This is a genomic window from Kitasatospora sp. NBC_01560, from assembly GCF_045208415.1.
Classification (GTDB): domain Bacteria; phylum Actinomycetota; class Actinomycetes; order Streptomycetales; family Streptomycetaceae; genus Kitasatospora.
Genome location: NZ_CP109364.1, coordinates 6,926,793 through 6,945,333 on the forward strand (window position 1 = coordinate 6,926,793; position 18,541 = coordinate 6,945,333).

The following is an 18,541-nucleotide window of genomic DNA, read 5'->3' on the forward strand; positions in this document are numbered from 1 at the left end:
GCACACCGCCGGCCAGCCGAGTGAGGAGTCCGGGGCCCGGCAGGCCACCGTGGGCTCGGCCGAGGTCGGCTCGGTCGCACTCCGTACCTTCGAAGCACGACAGAACGCAGCACAGGTGACCACGGTGACCGACTACGACACCGATCTGCCGGCCCACGGCCTGGCCTACGGCGAATTCGCCTACGGTGCCTACGACGACCCGGACGCCGAGTACGAGCCGGACCCGGAGTACGCCGCCACGCTGGCGCCCGACGCCGCGCGTCAGCGCCGCGAGCGGGTCGGCCCGACCGGCCGCGCGCTCCCGTACTTCCCGATCCCCGCGCCGGTGGCCGAGCACGGCCCCGCGCAGATCATCGCGATGTGCAACCAGAAGGGCGGCGTCGGCAAGACCACGTCGACCATCAACCTGGGCGCGGCCCTCGCCGAGTACGGCCGCCGCGTGCTGCTCGTCGACTTCGATCCGCAGGGCGCGCTCTCGGTCGGCCTCGGGGTCAACCCGATGGAGCTCGACGTCACCGTCTACAACCTGCTCATGGAGCGGGGCCTGACGGCTGATGAGGTGCTGCTGAAGACGGCCGTGCCGGGCATGGACCTGCTGCCGTCCAACATCGACCTCTCCGCCGCCGAGGTGCAGCTGGTCAGCGAGGTGGCCCGGGAGTCCGCGCTGGCGCGTGCCCTGAAGCCGCTGCTGCCCGACTACGACTTCGTCATCATCGACTGCCAGCCCTCGCTGGGCCTGCTGACGGTCAATGCCCTGACGGCCGCTCACAGCGTCATCGTCCCGCTGGAGTGCGAGTTCTTCGCACTGCGTGGTGTCGCCCTGCTCACCGAGACCATCGAGAAGGTCTGCGAGCGGCTCAACCCCGAACTGCGCCTGGACGGCATCCTGGCCACCATGTACGACTCGCGCACCGTGCACAGCCGCGAGGTGCTGGCCCGCGTCGTCGAGGCGTTCGGCGAGCACGTCTTCCACACCGTCATCGGCCGGACCGTGCGCTTCCCGGAGACGACCGTCGCCGGCGAGCCGATCACGACCTACGCGACCAACTCGGTCGGCGCGGCCGCCTACCGCCAGCTCGCCAGGGAGGTGCTCGACCGGTGCCGCCCCGCCGAGTGAGTCTCCCGGGGGCCGACGAGCTGTTCCGGACCACCGGGGGGATGGCGCTCTCGCCGTCCCTCGCGCCGCGTCCGGCCGCCGAGGCTCCCAGACCGGAGACCGCACGGACCGTCAACGGCGCCGGCGGCGCCGCTGCGGACGGTGCCGACCCCGCCACGGGGGGCACCGAGGAGCACCGGCCGTCGTCCGACCCGGGCGCCGGCACGACCGGCCGGCCGGCCGGGCCATCGGTGCCCGGCCCGGCCGGGCCGGACGGCGGGCAGGGTGCGGCGGGCGCCGCACAGGCCGGGACGACGGTGCAGGGCGCCCGGGCCGCCGCACCGGGGCCGCGCCAGCACGCCGGCGCCGCCGAGGAGCAGGCGGGCGGGAGCGGCACGACGAGAAGATCACCGTGTACGTGTCGGCCGAGGAACTGATGGACCTCGAACACACCCGGCTGGTGCTGCGCGGCGAGCACGGGCTGGCCGTGGACCGCGGCCGGATCGTCCGGGAGGCCATCGCGGTGGTGCTGGCGGACCTGGAACAGCGTGGCGAGGCGAGCATCCTGGTCCGGCGGTTGCGCGGCCGCTGAGGGGCTGCTGGGCGGCTCTGTGGGGCTGTTGAGGGGCGCGCGGGGGGCTCTGCGGGGCCACGGGCGCTGCCGGGAGGCCCCGAGGTCCTGAGGGGTCCGAGGAGCTGCTGAGCGGCCTTCCGGGTGCTTCGTGGGGGGAACCGGGGTTCACGGGGCCTCGGCCTGTGGGCGCGCGGTGACGGGACGTTGCGGTGGCAGGGCAGGGCAGGTCCGTGCCGGTGGGAGAGCCGGTCCGGGATCCGAGCCGGTGCGGCCCGGGCCCGGTGCGGGTACTGGGTGCGTGCGGCGTGTCGGCGGCCCCGGCAGCGGGTGGGCGGCGCGGCCGGGTGAAGATGGACCGTCATGCCGAGCAGCTCCGAATCCGCCTCCGAATCCGTCTCCGCCCCGTTCGCGCCCCCGTTCCCGTCCCCGTTCCCGTCCCCGTTCTCCGGCGGGTCCGCCGTCGTACGGACGGTCGGGACCGGCGAGGGTGCCCGGGCCGTCGGGCCCGGAGGGGCCGGGGTGGCCGGCGTGGACGTGGGGACTGCGGCGGCCGCGGAGGGGGCGCGGGGTGGCTTCCGGGTGCGGCTGGACAACTTCGAGGGCCCCTTCGACCTGTTGCTGAGCCTGATCGCCAAGCACCGCCTGGACGTCACCGAAGTGGCGCTGGCCACAGTCACCGACGAGTTCATGGCATACATCCGGGCGATGGGCCCGGACTGGGACCTGGACGCCGCGACCGAGTTCCTGGTCGTCGCCGCCACCCTGCTCGACCTGAAGGCCGCCAGGCTGCTCCCGGCCGCCGAGGTGGAGGACGAGGAGGACCTCGCCCTGCTGGAGGCGCGGGACCTGCTCTTCGCCCGGCTGCTGCAGTACCGGGCGTACAAGCGGGTGGCCGCCCTGTTCGGCGAGCGCTGGGCGGCCGAGCTGCTGCTGCGGCCCCGGGCGGTCGGTCTGGAGCCGCAGCACGCGAAGCTGCTGCCCGAGGTCGTGATCAGCATCGGTGCCGAGCGGTTCGCCCGGCTGGCGGCGCGGACGATGGCGCCGAAGCCGAAGCCCGTGGTCTACGTCGACCACATCCACAGCCCGCCGGTCAGCGTCCGGGAGCAGGCCGGGCTGGTGGTCGGGCTGCTCGCGGAGCTGGGTGAGGCGTCGTTCCAGCAGCTGGTCGCGGACGCGCCGGACACCCTGGTGGTTGTCGCGCGGTTCCTGGCACTGCTGGAGCTGTACCGGGAGCGGGTGCTCGCCTTCGAGCAGCCGGAGGCGCTGGGCGAGCTGCTGGTGCGCTGGGTCGCCGAGGCCGACCGGGGCGCGGTCGAGGTGACGGACGAATTCGACCGGCCTGCCGGTGAGCCGGTCGGTGAGCCGGGCGACGAGTCGCGTCGTGTGTCGTGTGGTTCGTCGTCCGATGGGTTGCGGGGCGGGCCGCAGAAGGAGGAGCGATGACGTCTGGGGCAGGGACGGGAGGGCGGCCGGTGCGTCGCCCGCTGGGCGTGCCGGGGCAGCCGCGGGCCGACGAGTGGCTGGAGCCCGTGCCGGGGATCGCGGAGCCGTCGCTGCCGGCTGTGCGTGACCGTGAGCCGGAGCCGGAGCCGGAGCCGGAGCCGGAGCCGGAGCCGGAGCCGGAGCCGGAGCCGGAGCCGGAGCCTGGGCCTGGGGTGGGCGTCGAGGTGGCGGTGGTGGGTCTCGTGCCGGGCGGTGCGCCGGTACCGGGTACGCGGGTGGGGACCGGGAGTGAGGGGTCGGTCGTGCACCGGAAGTCGGCCCCGCCGACTTCCGGTGCGGTCGGTACGGGTTTCGAGGCGGTCCCGGGTTTCGAGGCGGCCCCGGGGTTGGAAGCGGTCCCGGATTTCGGGGTGACCCCGGACGGGGAGGCGGGACCGGGGCTGAGGGCCGAGCTCGAAGCGATCCTGATGGTCGTCGACGAGCCGGTCGGCGAGGCCCACCTGGCGTCGGTGCTGGAGCGGCCGCGCGCGGAGGTGGGAGCGGCGTTGCACGAACTGTCCGCGGGCTACACGGCCGAGGGCAGGGGATTCGACCTGCGGCGGGTGGCCGGTGGCTGGCGGTTCTACAGCCGGGCCGAGTGCGCTCCGGCCGTCGAGCGGTTCGTCCTGGACGGCCAGCAGGCCCGGCTGACCCAGGCCGCACTGGAGACGCTGGCGGTCGTCGCCTACCGTCAGCCGGTGTCCAGATCGAGGGTCTCGGCCGTCCGTGGTGTGAACTGTGACGGCGTGATGCGTACCCTGGTACAGCGAGGACTGGTGGAAGAGGCCGGATCCGAGCCCGAAACAGGTGCGATCCTGTATCGGACGACGAACTACTTCCTGGAACGGATGGGGCTCCGCGGCCTGGATGAGCTGCCGGAGCTCGCTCCCTTCCTGCCCGAGGTCGACGACGTGGAAGCGGAGTCCCTGGAGGGCACGATGATCGCGGAGGCGGTCGCCGCCGCTGCTGTGCAGGCCGCGGGCGGCAGTGGCGAGGCCGATCGGGCTGCGCCTGATCGGTAGGGGGCGGTGAGGTCGGCCGAAACGACCGCACAGCCCAGACGGAAAACGACGTACGGACACTTTGATGCGTAGCAGTGGCAACGGCAGGAACAGCAGCGGCGGCGGCGGGGGTCGCGGCGGACAGGGCGGGGGCCGGAGCGGCGGCTCCTACGGGGGCGGCTCGGGCTCGTCCCGCGACGGTGGCTCGTACGGTGGCGGCTCCGGTTCGGGCTCGTCCCGTGGTGGTGGCTCTTACGGTGGCGGGTCGGGCTCCGGTTCGTCGTCCCGTGGCGGTGGCTCGTACGGCGGTGGCTCCGGTTCGTCGCGCGGCGGGTCCTACGGTGGCGGCTCCGGTTCGGGCTCGTCGCGCGGTGGTGGCTCTTACGGTGGCGGTTCGGGCTCCGGTTCGTCGTCGCGCGGTGGTGGCTCGTACGGCGGTGGCTCCGGTTCGTCGCGCGGCGGGTCCTACGGTGGCGGCTCGGGTGCCCCGCGCGGTGGCGCAGGCGCCCCGCGCGGCGGTGCGGGCGGGCGCGGCGGCTCCGGTTCCTACGACCGCCGTGACGACCGGCGTGATGACCGCCGGGACGACCGTCGTGACGACCGCCGGTTCCCGGACCGTCCGCTGCGGCCCGAGGAGCGTCGCTACGACCGTCCCGAGTTCGGCGGCGGCCCCAACGCCACTCCCGCCCGCGGCGGCTTCACCGGGCGGCGTCCCGGGCCGGCCCCGCGTCCGCGCCGCGAGGGCCAGGGTGCCCCGGGCGACCCGCGTCGTCAGCCGCAGCGTTCGCGCGAGCTCCAGGCCAAGATCGAGGACGCCGTCCTCGCCCGGCACGACAAGCCGGCCGTGAAGCTGCCCAAGACCTTCGGCGAGCCCGAGGGCGAGCGGCTGCAGAAGGTCCTGGCCCGGGCCGGCATCGGCAGCCGCCGGGCCTGCGAGGAGCTGATCGAGCAGGGCCGGGTCGAGGTCAACGGCAAGCGGGTGACCGAGCAGGGCAAGCGGGTCGACCCGGAGAAGGACGAGATCAAGGTGGACGGCCTGACCGTCGCCACCCAGTCCTTCCTGTTCTTCGCGCTGAACAAGCCGGCCGGCGTGGTCTCCACCATGGAGGACCCGGACGGGCGCCAGTGCCTCGGCGACTACGTGACCAACCGCGAGACGCGGCTGTTCCACGTCGGCCGCCTGGACACCGAGACCGAGGGCATCATCCTGCTCACCAACCACGGCGAGCTGGCCCACCGCCTCACCCACCCGCGGTACGGCGTGACCAAGACCTACCTGGCCGCCATCCAGGGCCCGATCCCGCGGGACCTGGGCAAGCAGCTGGCGAAGGGCATCGAGCTGGAGGACGGCTACGCCCGTGCCGACAGCTTCAAGGTGGTCTCCAACGTCGGCAAGAACTACCTGGTCGAGGTGACCCTGCACGAGGGTCGCAAGCACATCGTCCGCCGGATGCTGTCCGAGGCCGGCTTCCCGGTCGAGAAGCTGGTGCGCACCCACTTCGGCCCGATCGCGCTGGGCGACCAGAAGTCCGGCTGGCTGCGCCGGCTGACCAACCCCGAGGTCGGCCAGCTGATGCACGAGGTCGGTCTCTAGACCGGTCGACATGGTGTCGGCATTGTTCGGTGGACCGGTCTACAGATATTCGTAGGGGTCGGCAGGAGCCTGACCCGTGCGTGATCAGTCTGTAGACCGGTCGGTATAAACAGTTCGGCCTCGGAGTGACGACGATGTAGCCGGTTTAAGTAGACCGGTTGGTATAGATCTGTAGACCGGTCTACATATTCGCTCGACGCATCCGTACTGTCGTTCGTTTTTGTGAGGGCCTCCCCGCCGTTCGGCGGGGAGGCCCTCACGCCGTTCGGCGGGCTTTGTTGTGAGCCGGGACGCATCGCCTGGTCAACGCCTTGTCAGCGCCATGATCCGTGGCTGAGGATTGCCACCTGACCACGGCCCGCCGAGTGGCGGGACTGCGCCACCGCGGCGCGGGCGTGGGGCGAGACGGGGAGCGGCGTCGTGTCCGATGCACCACTCAGCGCACTGGGACTGGCCGTACCGGACGGACAGGTCTACGCGGCGCTGGTGGCCAACCCGCAGTCCACGGCGGAGGACCTCGCGGACTCCTGCGGGCTGACCCTCCAGCAGAGCATGCGCGCACTCGACAGATTGGCGCAGCACGGCATGGCGACCCGGGCGCCGGTGGACCGGCACCGGTTCCTGCCGGTCGCCCCCGACGTTGCGATAGGCACCCTGATCGGCCACCGCGAGTCCGAGCTGCGGTACGCCCGGGCCGAGATGCACCGCCTGATGGACGCCTTCCGGGAGGCCTCGCGCTACACCGACCCGGCGCATTCGGTCGAGGTGCTGACCGGTGGCGAGGCCATCGCGCAGCGACTGGAGCACATCACCGAGACCAGTCAGTACCAGGTCCGCGGCTTCGACTGCCCGCCGTACATCCAGGACCCGGTGGCCGGCATCCCGTTGCAGCGCCAGCGGATGAAGGAAGGGCTGCGGTTCCGCACCATCTACGACCGGGAGGCGGTGGCCTGGCCCGGCCGGCTGGAGAAGAACATCCTGGCCGGGGTGGCGGACGGCGAGGAGGCGCGGGTCCGGCCGGTGCTGCCGATGAAGATGATCATGTCGGACGACCGGATGGCGATCATCCCGATCAGTGTCGGCGACAGCGTGCTGGACGCCGCCTACGTGATCCATCCGTCCGCGCTGCTCCAGGCGCTGGACACGCTGTTCGAGGCGGAGTGGGAACGCGCCGTGCAGCTCCAGGCCGCGATCGGCGTGGCCGACGGGACGCTGGAGCCGGAGACCGACCACCGCAAGCTGCTGGGCCTGCTGGCGGCCGGCCTCACCGACGAGTCGATCGCCCGCTCGCTCGGCTGGAGCGCCCGGACCACCCAGCGCCGGCTGCAGAGCCTGATGCGCGAGCTCGGCGCGACCACCCGGTTCCAGGCGGGCATGGCGGCCCGGGAGCGCGGCTGGCTCTGAGGCCTGTGCCGGGACCGGACGTCGGGACCGGACGTCGGGCCCCGAGTGCCGGGCCCCGGGCGTCGGGCCCTGAGTGCCGGGGGGCTCGGCGCCGGGCTCGGCTCCTGGTGGGGCTCAGTGCCCGGCCGGGCTCAGCTCCACGGGCTGAGGCTCGCCCAGCGGCCGTCCGGTCCGCGTTCGACCTTCTCCAGGCCGACCACGGCGGTCCGGTTCAGCCGGCCGTAGATGTGCGGGAACAGGATGTCGGGCGTGGCCCCGGGCGGTGGAGCGCCGTTCGGGGCCTCCCACTTGACCATCGGCTCCACCAGTGACTCCTCGATCAGCAGCACCATCAGCGGATCGGGTGTGTTGGCGAAGAACGCGTTGGCCACCGCGAGCGCCGTCCGCTCGTCCGCCGAGCAGTGGATGAACCCGTCGGTGAGCAGCGAGGCGGTGGCGTACGGCCGGCCGGGGTCGGCCAGCCAGTCGTCCAGGGGGGCGAGGTGCAGGATCATGTTCTTGTTCTACCTGAGCTTCCGGTCGGACTCGGGTTTGGACGTGGGCTTCGACGTGGCTTCGGCTCGCTGCGGCCCGGCCGGTCCGACCGGTCCGACGGGTCCCAGCTGGTCCGACCCGCCCCGGTGCGGGTCACAGGCCGGCGACCTTCGCGGAGGCGGAGACCTCGTACACCAGCGTCACCGTCCGGCGGGCGCCCGGGCCGAGCGGGAGGTCCCAGCGGACGATGCCCTCGCTGTCCAGGGCGTCCGGGGCCGGTGAGCAGTCCTCCTTGCGCAGCCGCACCTCCACCGCCGACACCTCGGAGACCGGCACCCGTTCGCGGAGCGTGACCAGTTGCTCGTCCCGCTCCTCGGGGCCGGAGAAGCGGGAGAGGTGCAGCCGGACGGTCCGGGTCGTCACCGAACGCTGGGCGAGCCCGGTGGTGGACTGGCGTTCCTCGGTCTCGCGGACCACCCGGTAGCCGTCCGAGCTGCCGAACGCGAGCTCGGCCTCGGCACCCGCGGCGGTGAAGGACAGCTCGCCGCGCCCGGTGAAGCCGCTGCCGCGGATCAGTTCGACCGGCCCGGCGAGCAGCGCGTGGCCGGCCGCATTGCGGAACCGCACGACCTGGGTGACCAGCGGCGACAGCTCCGGTGCGCACGCGTACTCGCTGCCGGCCGGGGCCGTGAAGGACCCGAGCGGCACCCGGTGCGCCCGGCCGTCCGACGGCACGGTGGCCGGAGCGGGGGCGCGCAGCACCCGGACCTCGCCGCCGTCGTCCACCCCCGGCACGGCCTCGGACGGGTGGATGGTGCTGATCGCCTCCTCGCGCAGTTCGACCTCGACGGTGCGGCGCTCCTCGGCACTGCGCTCGCGCAGCGAGAGGACGTCCTCGACGAGGGCGGGCGGGGCGGTGGCCAGGGCCGAGCGGGCCGTGGAGAGGGTCAGCCGGGCGTTCGTCCAGTCCTCGCCGGTGCGCTGCCAGACCACCGCCTCGGACTCCAGGCGCAGCGCGCCGTCGGCCAGGGTGGCCCGGTAGGACGGCCGCCAGAGCGCGCACGGCACCAGGTGGCCGACGGTCAGCCGGACCGGACCGGAGGTGGCCGCCTCGATGGTGAGGTCGAGGTGGGCGACCAGTTCGGCCGGCTCCTCCTCGGCCCGGTAGAGCGCGTTGCGGGCCTCGGAGCGCTGCTCGTCCAGTTCGCGCAGCCGGGAGCGGACGGCCCGCAGTTCCTCGCCGTGGCGTTCCCGCTCGGCGTCCACCCGGTCGAGCTCGCGCCCCCAGCGGGCCCGTTCGACCTCGCCTGCGCCGGCACCCTCGCCGACCTCGCGCAGCAGGTCGGCGGAGAGCTGGGCGAGCAGGGCCAGCCGGGCCTGGAGGCGGTCGTGCAGCTGGTCCTCGCCCCGGGCGCGCTCGTCGAGCTCGTGGACGCGGTGGCGCAGCGCGGAGTCACCGGGCCCGGGCGGCAGCGGGGACCGCGGGGTCCAGCTGCGGACGATCCGGGCGTCCAGGACGCGGGCGCCGCCGCCCGCCGTCTCGGCGCGCAGGGTCCGGTCGACGGCGAGCGCGGTGATCGGGCCGAAGCGCAGCCGCCACACGCCTTCGGGCAGCTCGGTGGTGATGGTGCGCTCGACCTGGCTGCGGTCCTCCAGGCAGGTGACGGCGGTGACCGGGAGGGGGATGGTGTCGCTGCTCATCGTTCAGTTCCTCCGGTTTCCACCGACGATGGCCTTTCCGGCCGGGATTCTGATCTGGTAGCCGCCGTCGAGCTCGACCCGGCCGCCCGGCGGCAGCTCGACCCGCCAGAGCCGGGTGCTCGGTGGGCACTCCGGCGAGGTGATGGTCGGTTGGTGCCAGTCGGCCCGTTCCTCGATCCGGATGTCGGTGTCCGAGGTGACGGGCACCCGCTCGCGGACCTCGACGGTGACGGTCCCGCCGAGCCGGTTGGCCAGCTCCACGTGCACCCGGTGGTCGAGGACGGTGCTGTTGTTCAGCATGCCCGCCGTGGACTCGTGAAGCTCGGTGCGGCGCGCGACCTCGATGCTCTCGGTGACACCCGTCCCGAGCCGGCGCATGCCGCCGGGAGCGAGCGTGGGCAGCGCGGCGGTGAGCAGGAACTCGCCGTCGACGGTGAGCTCGACCGGTCCGGCCAGGACGGCCTGCGCCGTCCGGTTGGCGAGGACGAGAGTCCCGTACACCTTCTCCTCGACGGAGGGGACGGTGACGTACTCGGAGCGGACGGAGAGCGGGATCTCGCCGACGGTGACGGTGTGCCAGGTGCCGTCGGACGGGATGTCGGCGGGGGCGGCGGCGTCGAAGCGGTGGTCGAAGGAGCCGGCCGAGACGCGCGGCGGTGCGGCGTGCCGCGGGAGCGGCAGGGCGCTCAGCGCCCGGGCGGCGCCGGCCCCGGCCCCCGTGAACCCGCCGGGGGTGCCTCCCGGGCCGTCGGCGGGGCGGAGCGTGCCGCGACGGGCGGCAGGGTCCTCGGGCCCGGCCAGGACGAGCGCGGGGTAGTCGAGCAGCGCGGCATCGGGCACGGGGGGACCGAACGGCGGCGCTCCGGCCGCCCCCGGGCCCACGTCGGCCCGGCCCTCGGCGAAGGCGGGCCCCGGCTCGGGACGGCGTCCGCCGGGCCGGCCGCCGCCGACCGCGCCGGCCATGTCCCTGCGGTCGCGCCGGGCCATGGCGGGGGCGGCCGGGGCGGGCGCGGAGGCGGCCACGGGGGCGGCAGCGCGCCGCCGGGCTGCGGCGGCGGAGCGCCGTAGCCGAGGAAGCCGGGGGCGCCGTCCTCGTCGGCGGCACGGGACCCGCCGCCGAAATGAATGGCCGGCGGCCTCGGGACGGCCCGGGCCGCCGGTGCGGCGGGCGGCGCGGGGCGGGGCGCGGCGGCCGAGCCGGCCGCGGCGGCGACGAGCGGGTGTTCCTGCTCGGGGCGGGGACCGGCCGCGTCGTAGCCGGTGAAGAGGTCCGGGAGGCCGGCCGGGGGCTCCCGCCAGCCGGAGGGCGGTGGAGCGGGCTGGCTGCGGCCGATCCGGAGCGATCGCAGCCGGGGCAGGTCGGTGCGGCGGTCCAGGTCGGCGGTGGAGAGGGCGAGCCGGACGCCGGTCCAGTCCTCGCCGGTCTGCTGGGCGACGGAGGCGCGCAGGACCAGCTGCCCGGTGTCCGAGCCGCTCCGGTACGAGAGGCGGTAGGCGGGCACCCAGCGGGCCGCGGGGACGCCGTATTCGAGTTCGAGTTCGAGCTCGGTGGCGGTGGCGGTGGCGGTGGCGGTGGCGGCGGTCGTGGTGTCGGTGTCGGTGGCGGCCGGGGCCGGGGCCGGGGCGGTTGTGGTGAGGGTGAGCAGGACGGTCGCGGAGGTCTCCACCGGACGGGCCGGGCCGGAGCTGGAGGAGCGCTCCACCCGGTCGGTCAGCAGCGCTCTCTCGTGCTCGGCGACGTCGAGCTCGCGGGCCAGCTCCCCGGCTCTGGCCTGGAGCCGGGCGAGCCGCTCGTCGACGAAGTCGGCCAGCTCCAGCCAGGCGTCGGCGGGCGTCCGGCGCAGCGGTTCGTCGCGGCGCCGCGGCGGCGGAACGGCGCGCAGCAGGGCCGTCTCCGCGATCGTGGCGAGGACCAGCCGCTGCCGCTCGCGGACCGCCGCCTCGCGTTCCAGCGCCTCGGCCAACCGGCTCCGCAGCTCGGGCAGTTCGGCCGGGGTACGGAGCTCGGCGACCGGCTCCAGCCGGGCCTCGGTGACGGCGGTGCCGGGCGGTCCGTCGAGCACCCGGGCCCGCAGCGACGCGCCGTCGAGCACCCGGGGCAGCCCGGTCAGCCGGAGCCGTCCGCCGGGCGGCAGCGCCACCCGGGCCCGCCGGCGGCAGACCGCCCCGGCGGCGTAGACCACGACGGAGTCGAGCACCGACGGGTGGGCCGGTACCGCCGGTCCGTCGGGCTGCTCCCTGTCGTCCGCGCTGTGCTGATCGTTCACCCGGCCTGCCCCTTCGTTCGATCCGCTCGCGCCGGAATGCGCGCCGCCGTCCCCCGAGGCGGCCAGTCTGCCTCGCATCGGTGCGGGCGTCCTCGGATTTCGCCCGTGCGTCCGCGCCGGTGTCCGCGGCGGACGCGTGCCTGTGTGTGAGACGCGTGTCTGTGCGTGAGACGCGTGCCTTGTGTGAGAGGGGACGGGGCCGGCGCGCGGGCGGTTCCGGTTGCCGGGGCGTGGGGGAGTCGGGGGTGGTGCGGGCTGTGGCGCCTGTCGGGGGCCGAGCGGGGTGGCCGGGGCGGTCGGGGGCGGTGGGGGTGCTGGGGATGCGAGAGGATGGTGCGAGCACGCCCAGGCCAGCCCCGTGAGGAGAGCCAACCCGCCATGCGCACTGCCGTCGTCGTCGGTACCGGACTCATCGGCACGTCCGCCGCGCTCGCCCTGACGGGACGCGGGCTGACCGTCCATCTGGAGGACGCCGACCCGGATGCCGCGCGCACCGCCGCGTCGCTCGGCGCGGGCACCACCGAAGCGGCCGACGGCCCGGTGGACCTGGCGATCATCGCCGTACCGCCCGCACTCGTCGGCAAGGTGCTCGCCGACTGCCAGAAGCGGGGCCTGGCCCGCTGGTACACGGATGTCGCCAGCGTGAAGGCGGGGCCGCGCGACGAGGTGGCCGCCCTGGGCTGCGACACCGTTCACTACATCGGCAGCCACCCGATGGCCGGGCGGGAGCGCTCCGGCCCGCTGGCCGCCCGCGCCGACCTGTTCGAGGGCCGGCCCTGGGTGCTCACCCCGACCGTCGACACGGACACCGAGACGCTCAACGCCGTCCTGGAGCTGGTCGCCCTCTGCGGCGCGATGCCGATCGTGATGGACGCCGCCGCGCACGACCGGGCCGTCGCGCTCGTCTCGCACGCCCCGCAGCTGGTCTCCTCGCTGGTCGCCGCCCGGCTGGAGAAGGCCGACGAGACGGCCATAAGGCTCTCCGGGCAGGGCGTCCGGGACGTCACCCGGATCGCGGCCTCCAACCCCGGCATGTGGGTGGACATCCTCTCCGCCAACGCCGGCGCCGTCGCCGACATCCTGGAGGAGGTCGCCACCGACCTCGGCGACACCGTCTCCGCGCTGCGCGCCCTCCAGGCGGCCGAGGACGGCGAGCGGGCGGCCGGTGCGGCCGGGATCGAGGCCGTGATGCGCCGGGGCAACACCGGCCAGGCCCGGATCCCCGGCAAGCACGGTTCGCCGCCCACCCGGTACGAGACGGTGGCCGTGGTGCTCGGTGACCAGCCCGGGGAGCTGGGCCGCCTGTTCGGCGAGGTCGGCGCGGCGGGCGTCAACATCGAGGACGTGGACATCGAGCACTCGACCGGTCAGCAGGTCGGTTTCGTCCAGCTGTCGGTCGCCCCGGCGGCGGTGAAGCCGCTGACGATGGCGCTCCGGGCCAGCGGGTGGAGCGTCCGGGACTGAGCCGGGACTGAGCCGGGACTGAGCCTGGGCCGGCGGCCGGGCGCCCGTACCGGGGGTACCTGGCCCGCTGGGTGCGGTCCCGGTGGCTCGGGGCCGGTGGGTGCGGTCCCGGTGGCTCCGGGGGGCCGGGGGTGCGGTCGTGGGGGTTGCGGCGAGGGCGTTCCGGCCGGGCGGGACCGGGTGCGACCTGGGCGGATCAGGGGCGGATCGGGGGCGTCACGACGGGCGGGTGGGGGGAGGGCGGCGGTCCATTAACCTTGAGGGAGACATCCCCGGGTTCACGCGGCACGGACTGCTGCGCGGAGCCGGGCCCAGGCACAGAGAGAGGTTCGCCCCGTGGACACTGCCGACCGAGCGCACGCCCCGGTCGTCGTCGCCATCGACGGACCCTCCGGCTCCGGCAAGTCGACCGTCTCCCGGGCGGTCGCCGCCCGGCTGGGGCTGAGCTTCCTGGACACCGGTGCGATGTACCGGGCGATGACCTGGTGGATGCTGGCCAACGACATCGACATCGACGACCCCGAGGCCGTCGCCGTCGCCTGCGGCAAGCCGGTGATCGTCTCCGGCACGGACGCGGACGGCCCGACCATCACCGTCGACGGGCAGGACGTGTCCGGCCCGATCCGCGGCCCCGAGGTGACCGCGCAGGTCAGCGCCGTCTCCGCGGTGCCGGCGGTGCGGGCACGGCTGGTGGAGCTGCAGCGCGGCTGCGCCGAGGTCGCCGAGCGCGGCATCGTCACCGAGGGCCGGGACATGGGCAGCGTGGTGTTCCCGGAGGCGACCCTCAAGGTCTTCCTGACCGCCTCCGAGACCGCCCGCGCCGAGCGCCGGGCGGCCGAGCTGCGCGCCAAGGGCGTCGACGAGGCGACCATCGCCACGATGGCCGCCGACCTGGTCCGCCGGGACACCGCCGACTCCACCCGCAAGACCGCCCCGCTCACCCAGGCCGCCGACGCCGTCCTGGTGGACACCAGCGAGCTCACCCTGGAGCAGGTGATCGGCACGATCACCGCCCTGGTGGAGCAGCGCGCCGGGTTCTCGGCGGTCTGACCCCTCGGACCCGCCGCACCACCACCATCACCACCACCGCCGCCGCACCGCTCCCACGAGCGGATTTCACGAGGCGGATTTCATGAGGCGCAGTGCCACCCCGGCACTCCGCTCGCAGTACTCGCGCTGCCCCGGGACCGGGGCAGGTACGCACGGCACGCCCCTGGGAAGGGCCGGGCCGGGAAACGGAAAACACGAACATGACCGCAGAGCACGCCGCCACCGGACACGGTGAGCTGGACGCCGCCGACTACGCCGAGTTCATGGCGCTCGCCGCCGAGGAGGGCCTCGACCCCGAGGACTTCGACGCCCTGGGCGACGGCAGCCACGCGCCGCTCCCGGTGCTGGCCGTCGTCGGCCGCCCGAACGTCGGCAAGTCGACCCTGGTGAACCGCATCATCGGCCGCCGTGAGGCCGTCGTCGAGGACAAGCCGGGCGTCACCCGCGACCGCGTCAGCTACGAGGCCTCCTGGAACGGCCGCCGCTTCAAGGTCGTCGACACCGGCGGCTGGGAGATCGACGTCCTGGGCATCGACGCGATGGTGGCCGCCCAGGCCGAGCTCGGCATCGAGAGCGCCGACGCGGTGCTGTTCGTCGTCGACGCCAAGGTCGGTGCGACGGACACCGACGAGGCCCTGATCAAGATCATCCGCCGGGCCGGCAAGCCGACCGTGCTCTGCGCCAACAAGGTCGACGGCCCGTCCACCGAGGCCGAGGCCGCCTACCTCTGGTCGCTCGGCCTCGGCGAGCCCTACCCCGTCTCCGCCCTGCACGGCCGCGGCTCGGGTGACCTGCTCGACGCCGTCATGGCCGCCCTGCCCGAGGCCCCGCCGCAGACCTTCGGTGACGCCGCCCCCGGCGGCCCGCGCCGGGTCGCGCTGATCGGCCGCCCGAACGTCGGCAAGTCCAGCCTGCTCAACAAGGTCGCCGGCGAGGAGCGGGTGGTCGTCAACGAGGTGGCCGGCACCACCCGTGACCCGGTCGACGAGATGATCGAGCTCGGCGGCAAGACCTGGAAGTTCGTGGACACCGCCGGTATCCGCCGCCGGGTCCACCTGACCGCCGGTGCGGACTTCTACGCCTCGCTGCGCACCTCCTCCGCTCTGGAGAAGGCCGAGGTCGCGGTCGTCCTGATCGACGCCAGCGAGACCCTCGCCGAGCAGGACACCCGGATCATCTCGATGGCCGTCGAGGCCGGGCGTGCCGTCGTCGTCGCCTACAACAAGTGGGATCAGCTCGACGAGGAGCGCCGCTTCTACCTGGAGCGCGAGATCGAGCGCGACCTCGTCCAGGTGCAGTGGGCCCCCCGGGTCAACGTCTCGGCCAAGACCGGCCGGCACATGGAGCGGCTCGTCCCGGCGATCGAGACCGCGCTGGAGGGCTGGGAGACCCGCATCCCGACCGCGCGGCTGAACGCCTTCCTCGGCGAGCTGGTCGCCGCCCACCCGCACCCGATCCGCGGTGGCAAGCAGCCGCGCATCCTGTTCGGCACCCAGGCGGGCATCCGGCCGCCGCGGTTCGTGCTGTTCGCCTCGGGCTTCCTGGAGGCCGGCTACCGCCGCTTCGTCGAGCGCCGGCTGCGTGAGGAGTTCGGCTTCGTCGGCACGCCGATCTCGATCTCGGTGCGGGTGCGGGAGAAGCGCAGCCGGAAGAAGTAGGACGTGCGGGGCGGGCGCGACAGCGCCCGCGAGCAACGCGGAGAGGGCCCGGCCACTGGGGTGGCGGGGCCCTCTCCGCGTTGGTGCTGGTGTGTTGGTGGTGGGGCGTGGGACGAGGCGGGGCGGTGCGGAGCGGTGGCCGTGGGCGGTGTGGGGTGCCGCGGTCAGTGCTGGTCGGCACCGCGGCCCGGGGGGAGGGAGAGCAGGTTGCGGTGCCGGCCACCGGTGGCCGGGCCGGAGGTCATGACCGGGGCGGGCGTGGGCGCGGCGGGCATCGGGTGCGGAACCGGCCCGAGGTAACCGGCGGCCACCCAGCCCTGACCGTTGGTGAACTGGGCTGCGGGCTGGGCGGGTTGGGCGTCCTGGACCGGTGCGCCGGCCGGGCCCGTCGGGTGGCCGTGCCCGCTGTGCCGGTCGTGCCCGCCGTGCCGGTCGGCCGGCACGGCGTGGCCGGTGCCGTCGCTCGTGGCGTTGGCGGGGCCGGTCCGGTCGGCGGCCGCCTGCGGGACGCCGCCGCCGTGCGGGGTGTGGCCGCTGTGGCCGCTGTGGCCGCCGTGCGGGGCGTGCGGGGCGTGCGAGTGGTGGTGAGTGCTGTGCCCGTTGTGAGGCTGGTGCGTGCTGTGGCCGGCGTGGCCCTGGCCGGCCTGCTGGCTCGGCATGAACTGGGGAATGCCGAGGCCCTGCCCCCCGTACGTCTGGAACGCCTGGTGCTGCGGCGGGTACGGGCGCGGATCGGTGAGCACCGGGTAGCTGCCGTCCCGGACGGCGAACCCGGTGAACTTCAGGTCCTCCTCGCCGGAGCGGTCGCCCGGCAGCGCACGGAACAGCCGCCGGTACTCGGAGTACAGCTCGTCGTAGATCGGCGTCGCCGAGTGCGGGTGCTCCGCGTCGTACGACGGGCGCATTCCCGGGATCGCACGGGAGGCGGTGGTGGACCGGCGGTGGGAGGCGGAGACGTCGTAGCTGTACACGTAGGGCCAACGAGCGAATCCCCTGGGGGATGCGGGGTGTGTCGCCCCCGCCGCGTCCCCCGGAGGATGCGGGGCCCCGCCGATCGTGGTGACGATCGGCGGGGCCGGCCGCGGCGTGGGGCGCCCAGGGGCCGCAGCGGGGCCGCATCGGGGTGGGTGCGGGGAACGGGCGCGTGCGGCGCGCGGAGCCGCGTTCGGGGCGGGGCTCCGAGGGTGCGCTCGACGGGCGGGCTCGGCGGGCTCGGCGGGCTCGGTGCGCGGCGAGTGGGCGCCGGGCCGTGCCGGGCCGGGAGGGCTCGGCCGTGGCCGGGCGGGGCGGGGCGGGCCGGGCGCCGGGGCCGGGTCAGGTGTCGGCTCAGGTCCCCGCGAGCGGGAGGGAGGCCGCGACAACCTGGCCGAGGGAGACCGCGCGCTCCAGCGCCTGGCGGAGCAGGTCCTCGCGCGGCTGCCGGCCGACCATTCCGGCCGGAACGGCGTACATGGTCACCTCCGTCAGCTGATTGGCGGCGAACCGCCAGGCGTCGGTGACCTGGAGCGGCTGGTGGGCCTGCCACCAACCGGTGCTGCCACCGGCGGCAGCCGGCTGGAGGATCGCGTGCAGCTTGCCCATCGCCACCAGGACCGACCAGCCGGCCAGTTGGTCTGGCGTCTTGTTGAGGTCGGTGACGGGCTGGAAGCCGGCGTCCTGGAGCAGGTCCAGGAACTCGTCGGTGCCGGAGGTGTTCCCGGGACGCCCGACCGGTCCGGTGGGCTCGACGACGAGCGAGGCGTGGCCGGTGTCCCCGTGCAGGATCAGGCCGCAGGTGATCCCGAGGATGGCGGCCTGGCTGGGTGCGGCCGGCCGGCCGGGCTCGGCCGGAGCGGCGGTCGGGCCCGGTACCACCGGGCCGGGGGCGCCGGCGGGGGCGTCGGTCCCGGCCTGGCTGATGCTCCGTACGGCGCCGACCAGCTGCTCCTCGGACACCGGCACCACCTGGGAGGGGATGCAGCGGGCGTGGGCGAAGGCGAGCACCGCCGTCTCGTCGCCGACGAACAGCACCGTGCTGGTGGGCTCCTGGAGGGAGTCGCCGGGCGTGCGGCAGGAGGTGCACTCGTAGCTGTCGGGCGCGTGGGCGCCGCCGAGCAGGCGGTCGGCCTCGTCGTCGCCGATCTCGGATCGGACCTCGTCGCTGACGTCGAGCATGCGCGGCACTGGGACTCCTCAGGTGTCGGGTTTTTCGCTGGCGTGCGTGGGGCGTGCGTGGGGCGTGCGTGGGGCGTGCATGGGGGCGGGTGTGGGGTGGGTGCGGTGCGGGTGTGTGCGGGGCTTCGGTACGGGAGTCGGTCGGACGGGGTCGTGATGCGGGTACGGCGGGCGGTCACGGAAGGGGCGTTTCCGGCCGCCTTTACCAACGGACCCCTGTGTCAGGGGTCACGGGTGGGCTCCGCGGCTGACGGGAATTGCCCCTGAATCGATCGCTCTTCGTGTTCCACTGCTCGCAATCTGTCGATGTCGGCGACAGGCCTGGCGGAATGAAACCGTGAGGTGGGTCACGAGGCGCTGATGTTTGATCTAGGAAATGACGGCTAAATCGGACATTCAGGGCACGATTACTTGGTCATTACCGTGGGTAACGCCCGGCTGACCTGGGCAGACCGTCGGTTGTTTGGATCCCCGGCGGCTGACTCGTAGCTTCATTGGCGGTGCAACGAGCACCACCCGGGTTCACCCCCGACGCACAGCCCGCCGGTTCACCCGGCGCCGGCCGTGCCCGCCGATGCGACTGCTCGAACAGGTCCCCGGTGCGTGGCGGGTGGCCAGGGGC

The 18,541-nt window shown here is 74.4% G+C and carries 14 protein-coding genes and 1 pseudogene; 9 read left to right on the forward strand and 6 right to left on the reverse strand.

The window, feature by feature from the left end; genetic code table 11:
* The first annotated feature begins 49 nt into the window (after positions 1–49).
* The 6 genes and pseudogenes from OH807_RS30005 to OH807_RS30030 all read left to right on the forward strand — a co-directional run bounded on the left by OH807_RS30005 (position 50) and on the right by OH807_RS30030 (position 7,151).
* Positions 50–1,117, forward strand: a complete 1,068-nt coding sequence (locus tag OH807_RS30005; protein WP_406205028.1) for a ParA family protein — start codon at positions 50–52, stop codon at positions 1,115–1,117.
* Positions 1,114–1,688 (forward strand): annotated as a pseudogene (locus tag OH807_RS30010) (hypothetical protein). The gene OH807_RS30005 and the pseudogene OH807_RS30010 overlap by 4 nt, the downstream one beginning before the upstream one ends.
* 510 nt (positions 1,689–2,198) lie before the next feature.
* On the forward strand, positions 2,199–3,113 hold the full coding sequence (locus OH807_RS30015; RefSeq protein WP_406205030.1) for a segregation and condensation protein A: 915 nt from the start codon (positions 2,199–2,201) through the stop codon (positions 3,111–3,113).
* 467 nt (positions 3,114–3,580) lie between these two features.
* Entirely contained in the window at positions 3,581–4,174 is a 594-nt protein-coding gene (scpB, locus tag OH807_RS30020; protein WP_406211275.1) for an SMC-Scp complex subunit ScpB, read from the forward strand.
* 64 nt (positions 4,175–4,238) lie between these two features.
* Positions 4,239–5,747: a pseudouridine synthase gene (locus OH807_RS30025; RefSeq protein WP_406205033.1), complete on the forward strand. Its 1,509-nt coding sequence runs from the start codon at positions 4,239–4,241 to the stop codon at positions 5,745–5,747.
* A 420-nt stretch (positions 5,748–6,167) separates the two neighbouring features.
* Positions 6,168–7,151: a helix-turn-helix domain-containing protein gene (locus tag OH807_RS30030; RefSeq protein WP_406205035.1), complete on the forward strand. Its 984-nt coding sequence runs from the start codon at positions 6,168–6,170 to the stop codon at positions 7,149–7,151.
* 131 nt (positions 7,152–7,282) lie between these two features.
* On the opposite strand, the gene OH807_RS30035 is transcribed toward OH807_RS30030, so the two are convergent.
* The 4 genes from OH807_RS30035 to OH807_RS30050 form a co-directional block, all read right to left on the reverse strand.
* Positions 7,283–7,645 carry a DUF952 domain-containing protein gene (locus OH807_RS30035; RefSeq protein WP_406205037.1) on the reverse strand — a complete coding sequence of 121 codons (363 nt, stop codon included), beginning with the start codon at positions 7,643–7,645 and terminating at the stop codon, positions 7,283–7,285.
* 133 nt (positions 7,646–7,778) lie between these two features.
* Positions 7,779–9,326 (reverse strand): mucoidy inhibitor MuiA family protein, encoded by a 1,548-nt coding sequence (locus OH807_RS30040; RefSeq protein ID WP_406205040.1) that lies wholly within the window; start codon positions 9,324–9,326, stop codon positions 7,779–7,781.
* Positions 9,327–9,329: 3 nt separating this feature from the next.
* A complete protein-coding gene (locus OH807_RS30045) occupies positions 9,330–10,127 on the reverse strand; it encodes a DUF4139 domain-containing protein (protein WP_406211277.1) in 798 nt (265 codons plus the stop codon).
* On the reverse strand, positions 10,013–11,593 hold the full coding sequence (locus OH807_RS30050; protein ID WP_406205043.1) for a DUF4139 domain-containing protein: 1,581 nt from the start codon (positions 11,591–11,593) through the stop codon (positions 10,013–10,015). The genes OH807_RS30045 and OH807_RS30050 overlap by 115 nt, the downstream gene beginning before the upstream one ends.
* A gap of 378 nt (positions 11,594–11,971) precedes the next feature.
* On the opposite strand from OH807_RS30050, the gene OH807_RS30055 reads away from it, so the two are divergent.
* The 3 genes from OH807_RS30055 (at position 11,972) to der (ending at position 15,765) form a co-directional block, all read left to right on the forward strand.
* Positions 11,972–13,057, forward strand: a complete 1,086-nt coding sequence (locus OH807_RS30055) for a prephenate dehydrogenase (protein WP_406205045.1) — start codon at positions 11,972–11,974, stop codon at positions 13,055–13,057.
* A 336-nt stretch (positions 13,058–13,393) separates the two neighbouring features.
* Positions 13,394–14,107 (forward strand): (d)CMP kinase, encoded by a 714-nt coding sequence (cmk, locus tag OH807_RS30060; protein WP_406205048.1) that lies wholly within the window; start codon positions 13,394–13,396, stop codon positions 14,105–14,107.
* Between the two features lie 200 nt (positions 14,108–14,307).
* The gene (gene der / locus OH807_RS30065) at positions 14,308–15,765 is read left to right on the forward strand and encodes a ribosome biogenesis GTPase Der (RefSeq protein WP_406205051.1); all 1,458 of its coding nucleotides are present in this window, start codon (positions 14,308–14,310) and stop codon (positions 15,763–15,765) included.
* 164 nt (positions 15,766–15,929) lie between these two features.
* Here der and OH807_RS30070 read toward each other — a convergent pair whose 3' ends face one another.
* Together OH807_RS30070 and OH807_RS30075 are read right to left on the reverse strand one after the other, a co-directional pair.
* Positions 15,930–16,736, reverse strand: coding sequence for a hypothetical protein (locus tag OH807_RS30070; protein ID WP_406205054.1), 807 nt, complete (start codon positions 16,734–16,736; stop codon positions 15,930–15,932).
* Positions 16,737–17,091: 355 nt separating this feature from the next.
* Positions 17,092–17,928 carry a hypothetical protein gene (locus OH807_RS30075; protein ID WP_406205057.1) on the reverse strand — a complete coding sequence of 279 codons (837 nt, stop codon included), beginning with the start codon at positions 17,926–17,928 and terminating at the stop codon, positions 17,092–17,094.
* Positions 17,929–18,541 lie beyond the last annotated feature (613 nt).

Coding starts and splice junctions, on each gene's coding strand:
- scpB (WP_406211275.1), top strand. CDS start 3,581: ATGGTCGTCGACGAGCCGGTCGGCGAGGCCCACCTGGCGTCGGTGCTG.
- OH807_RS30025 (WP_406205033.1), top strand. CDS start 4,239: ATGCGTAGCAGTGGCAACGGCAGGAACAGCAGCGGCGGCGGCGGGGGT.
- OH807_RS30035 (WP_406205037.1), bottom strand. CDS start 7,645: ATGATCCTGCACCTCGCCCCCCTGGACGACTGGCTGGCCGACCCCGGC.
- OH807_RS30040 (WP_406205040.1), bottom strand. CDS start 9,326: ATGAGCAGCGACACCATCCCCCTCCCGGTCACCGCCGTCACCTGCCTG.
- OH807_RS30055 (WP_406205045.1), top strand. CDS start 11,972: ATGCGCACTGCCGTCGTCGTCGGTACCGGACTCATCGGCACGTCCGCC.
- der (WP_406205051.1), top strand. CDS start 14,308: ATGACCGCAGAGCACGCCGCCACCGGACACGGTGAGCTGGACGCCGCC.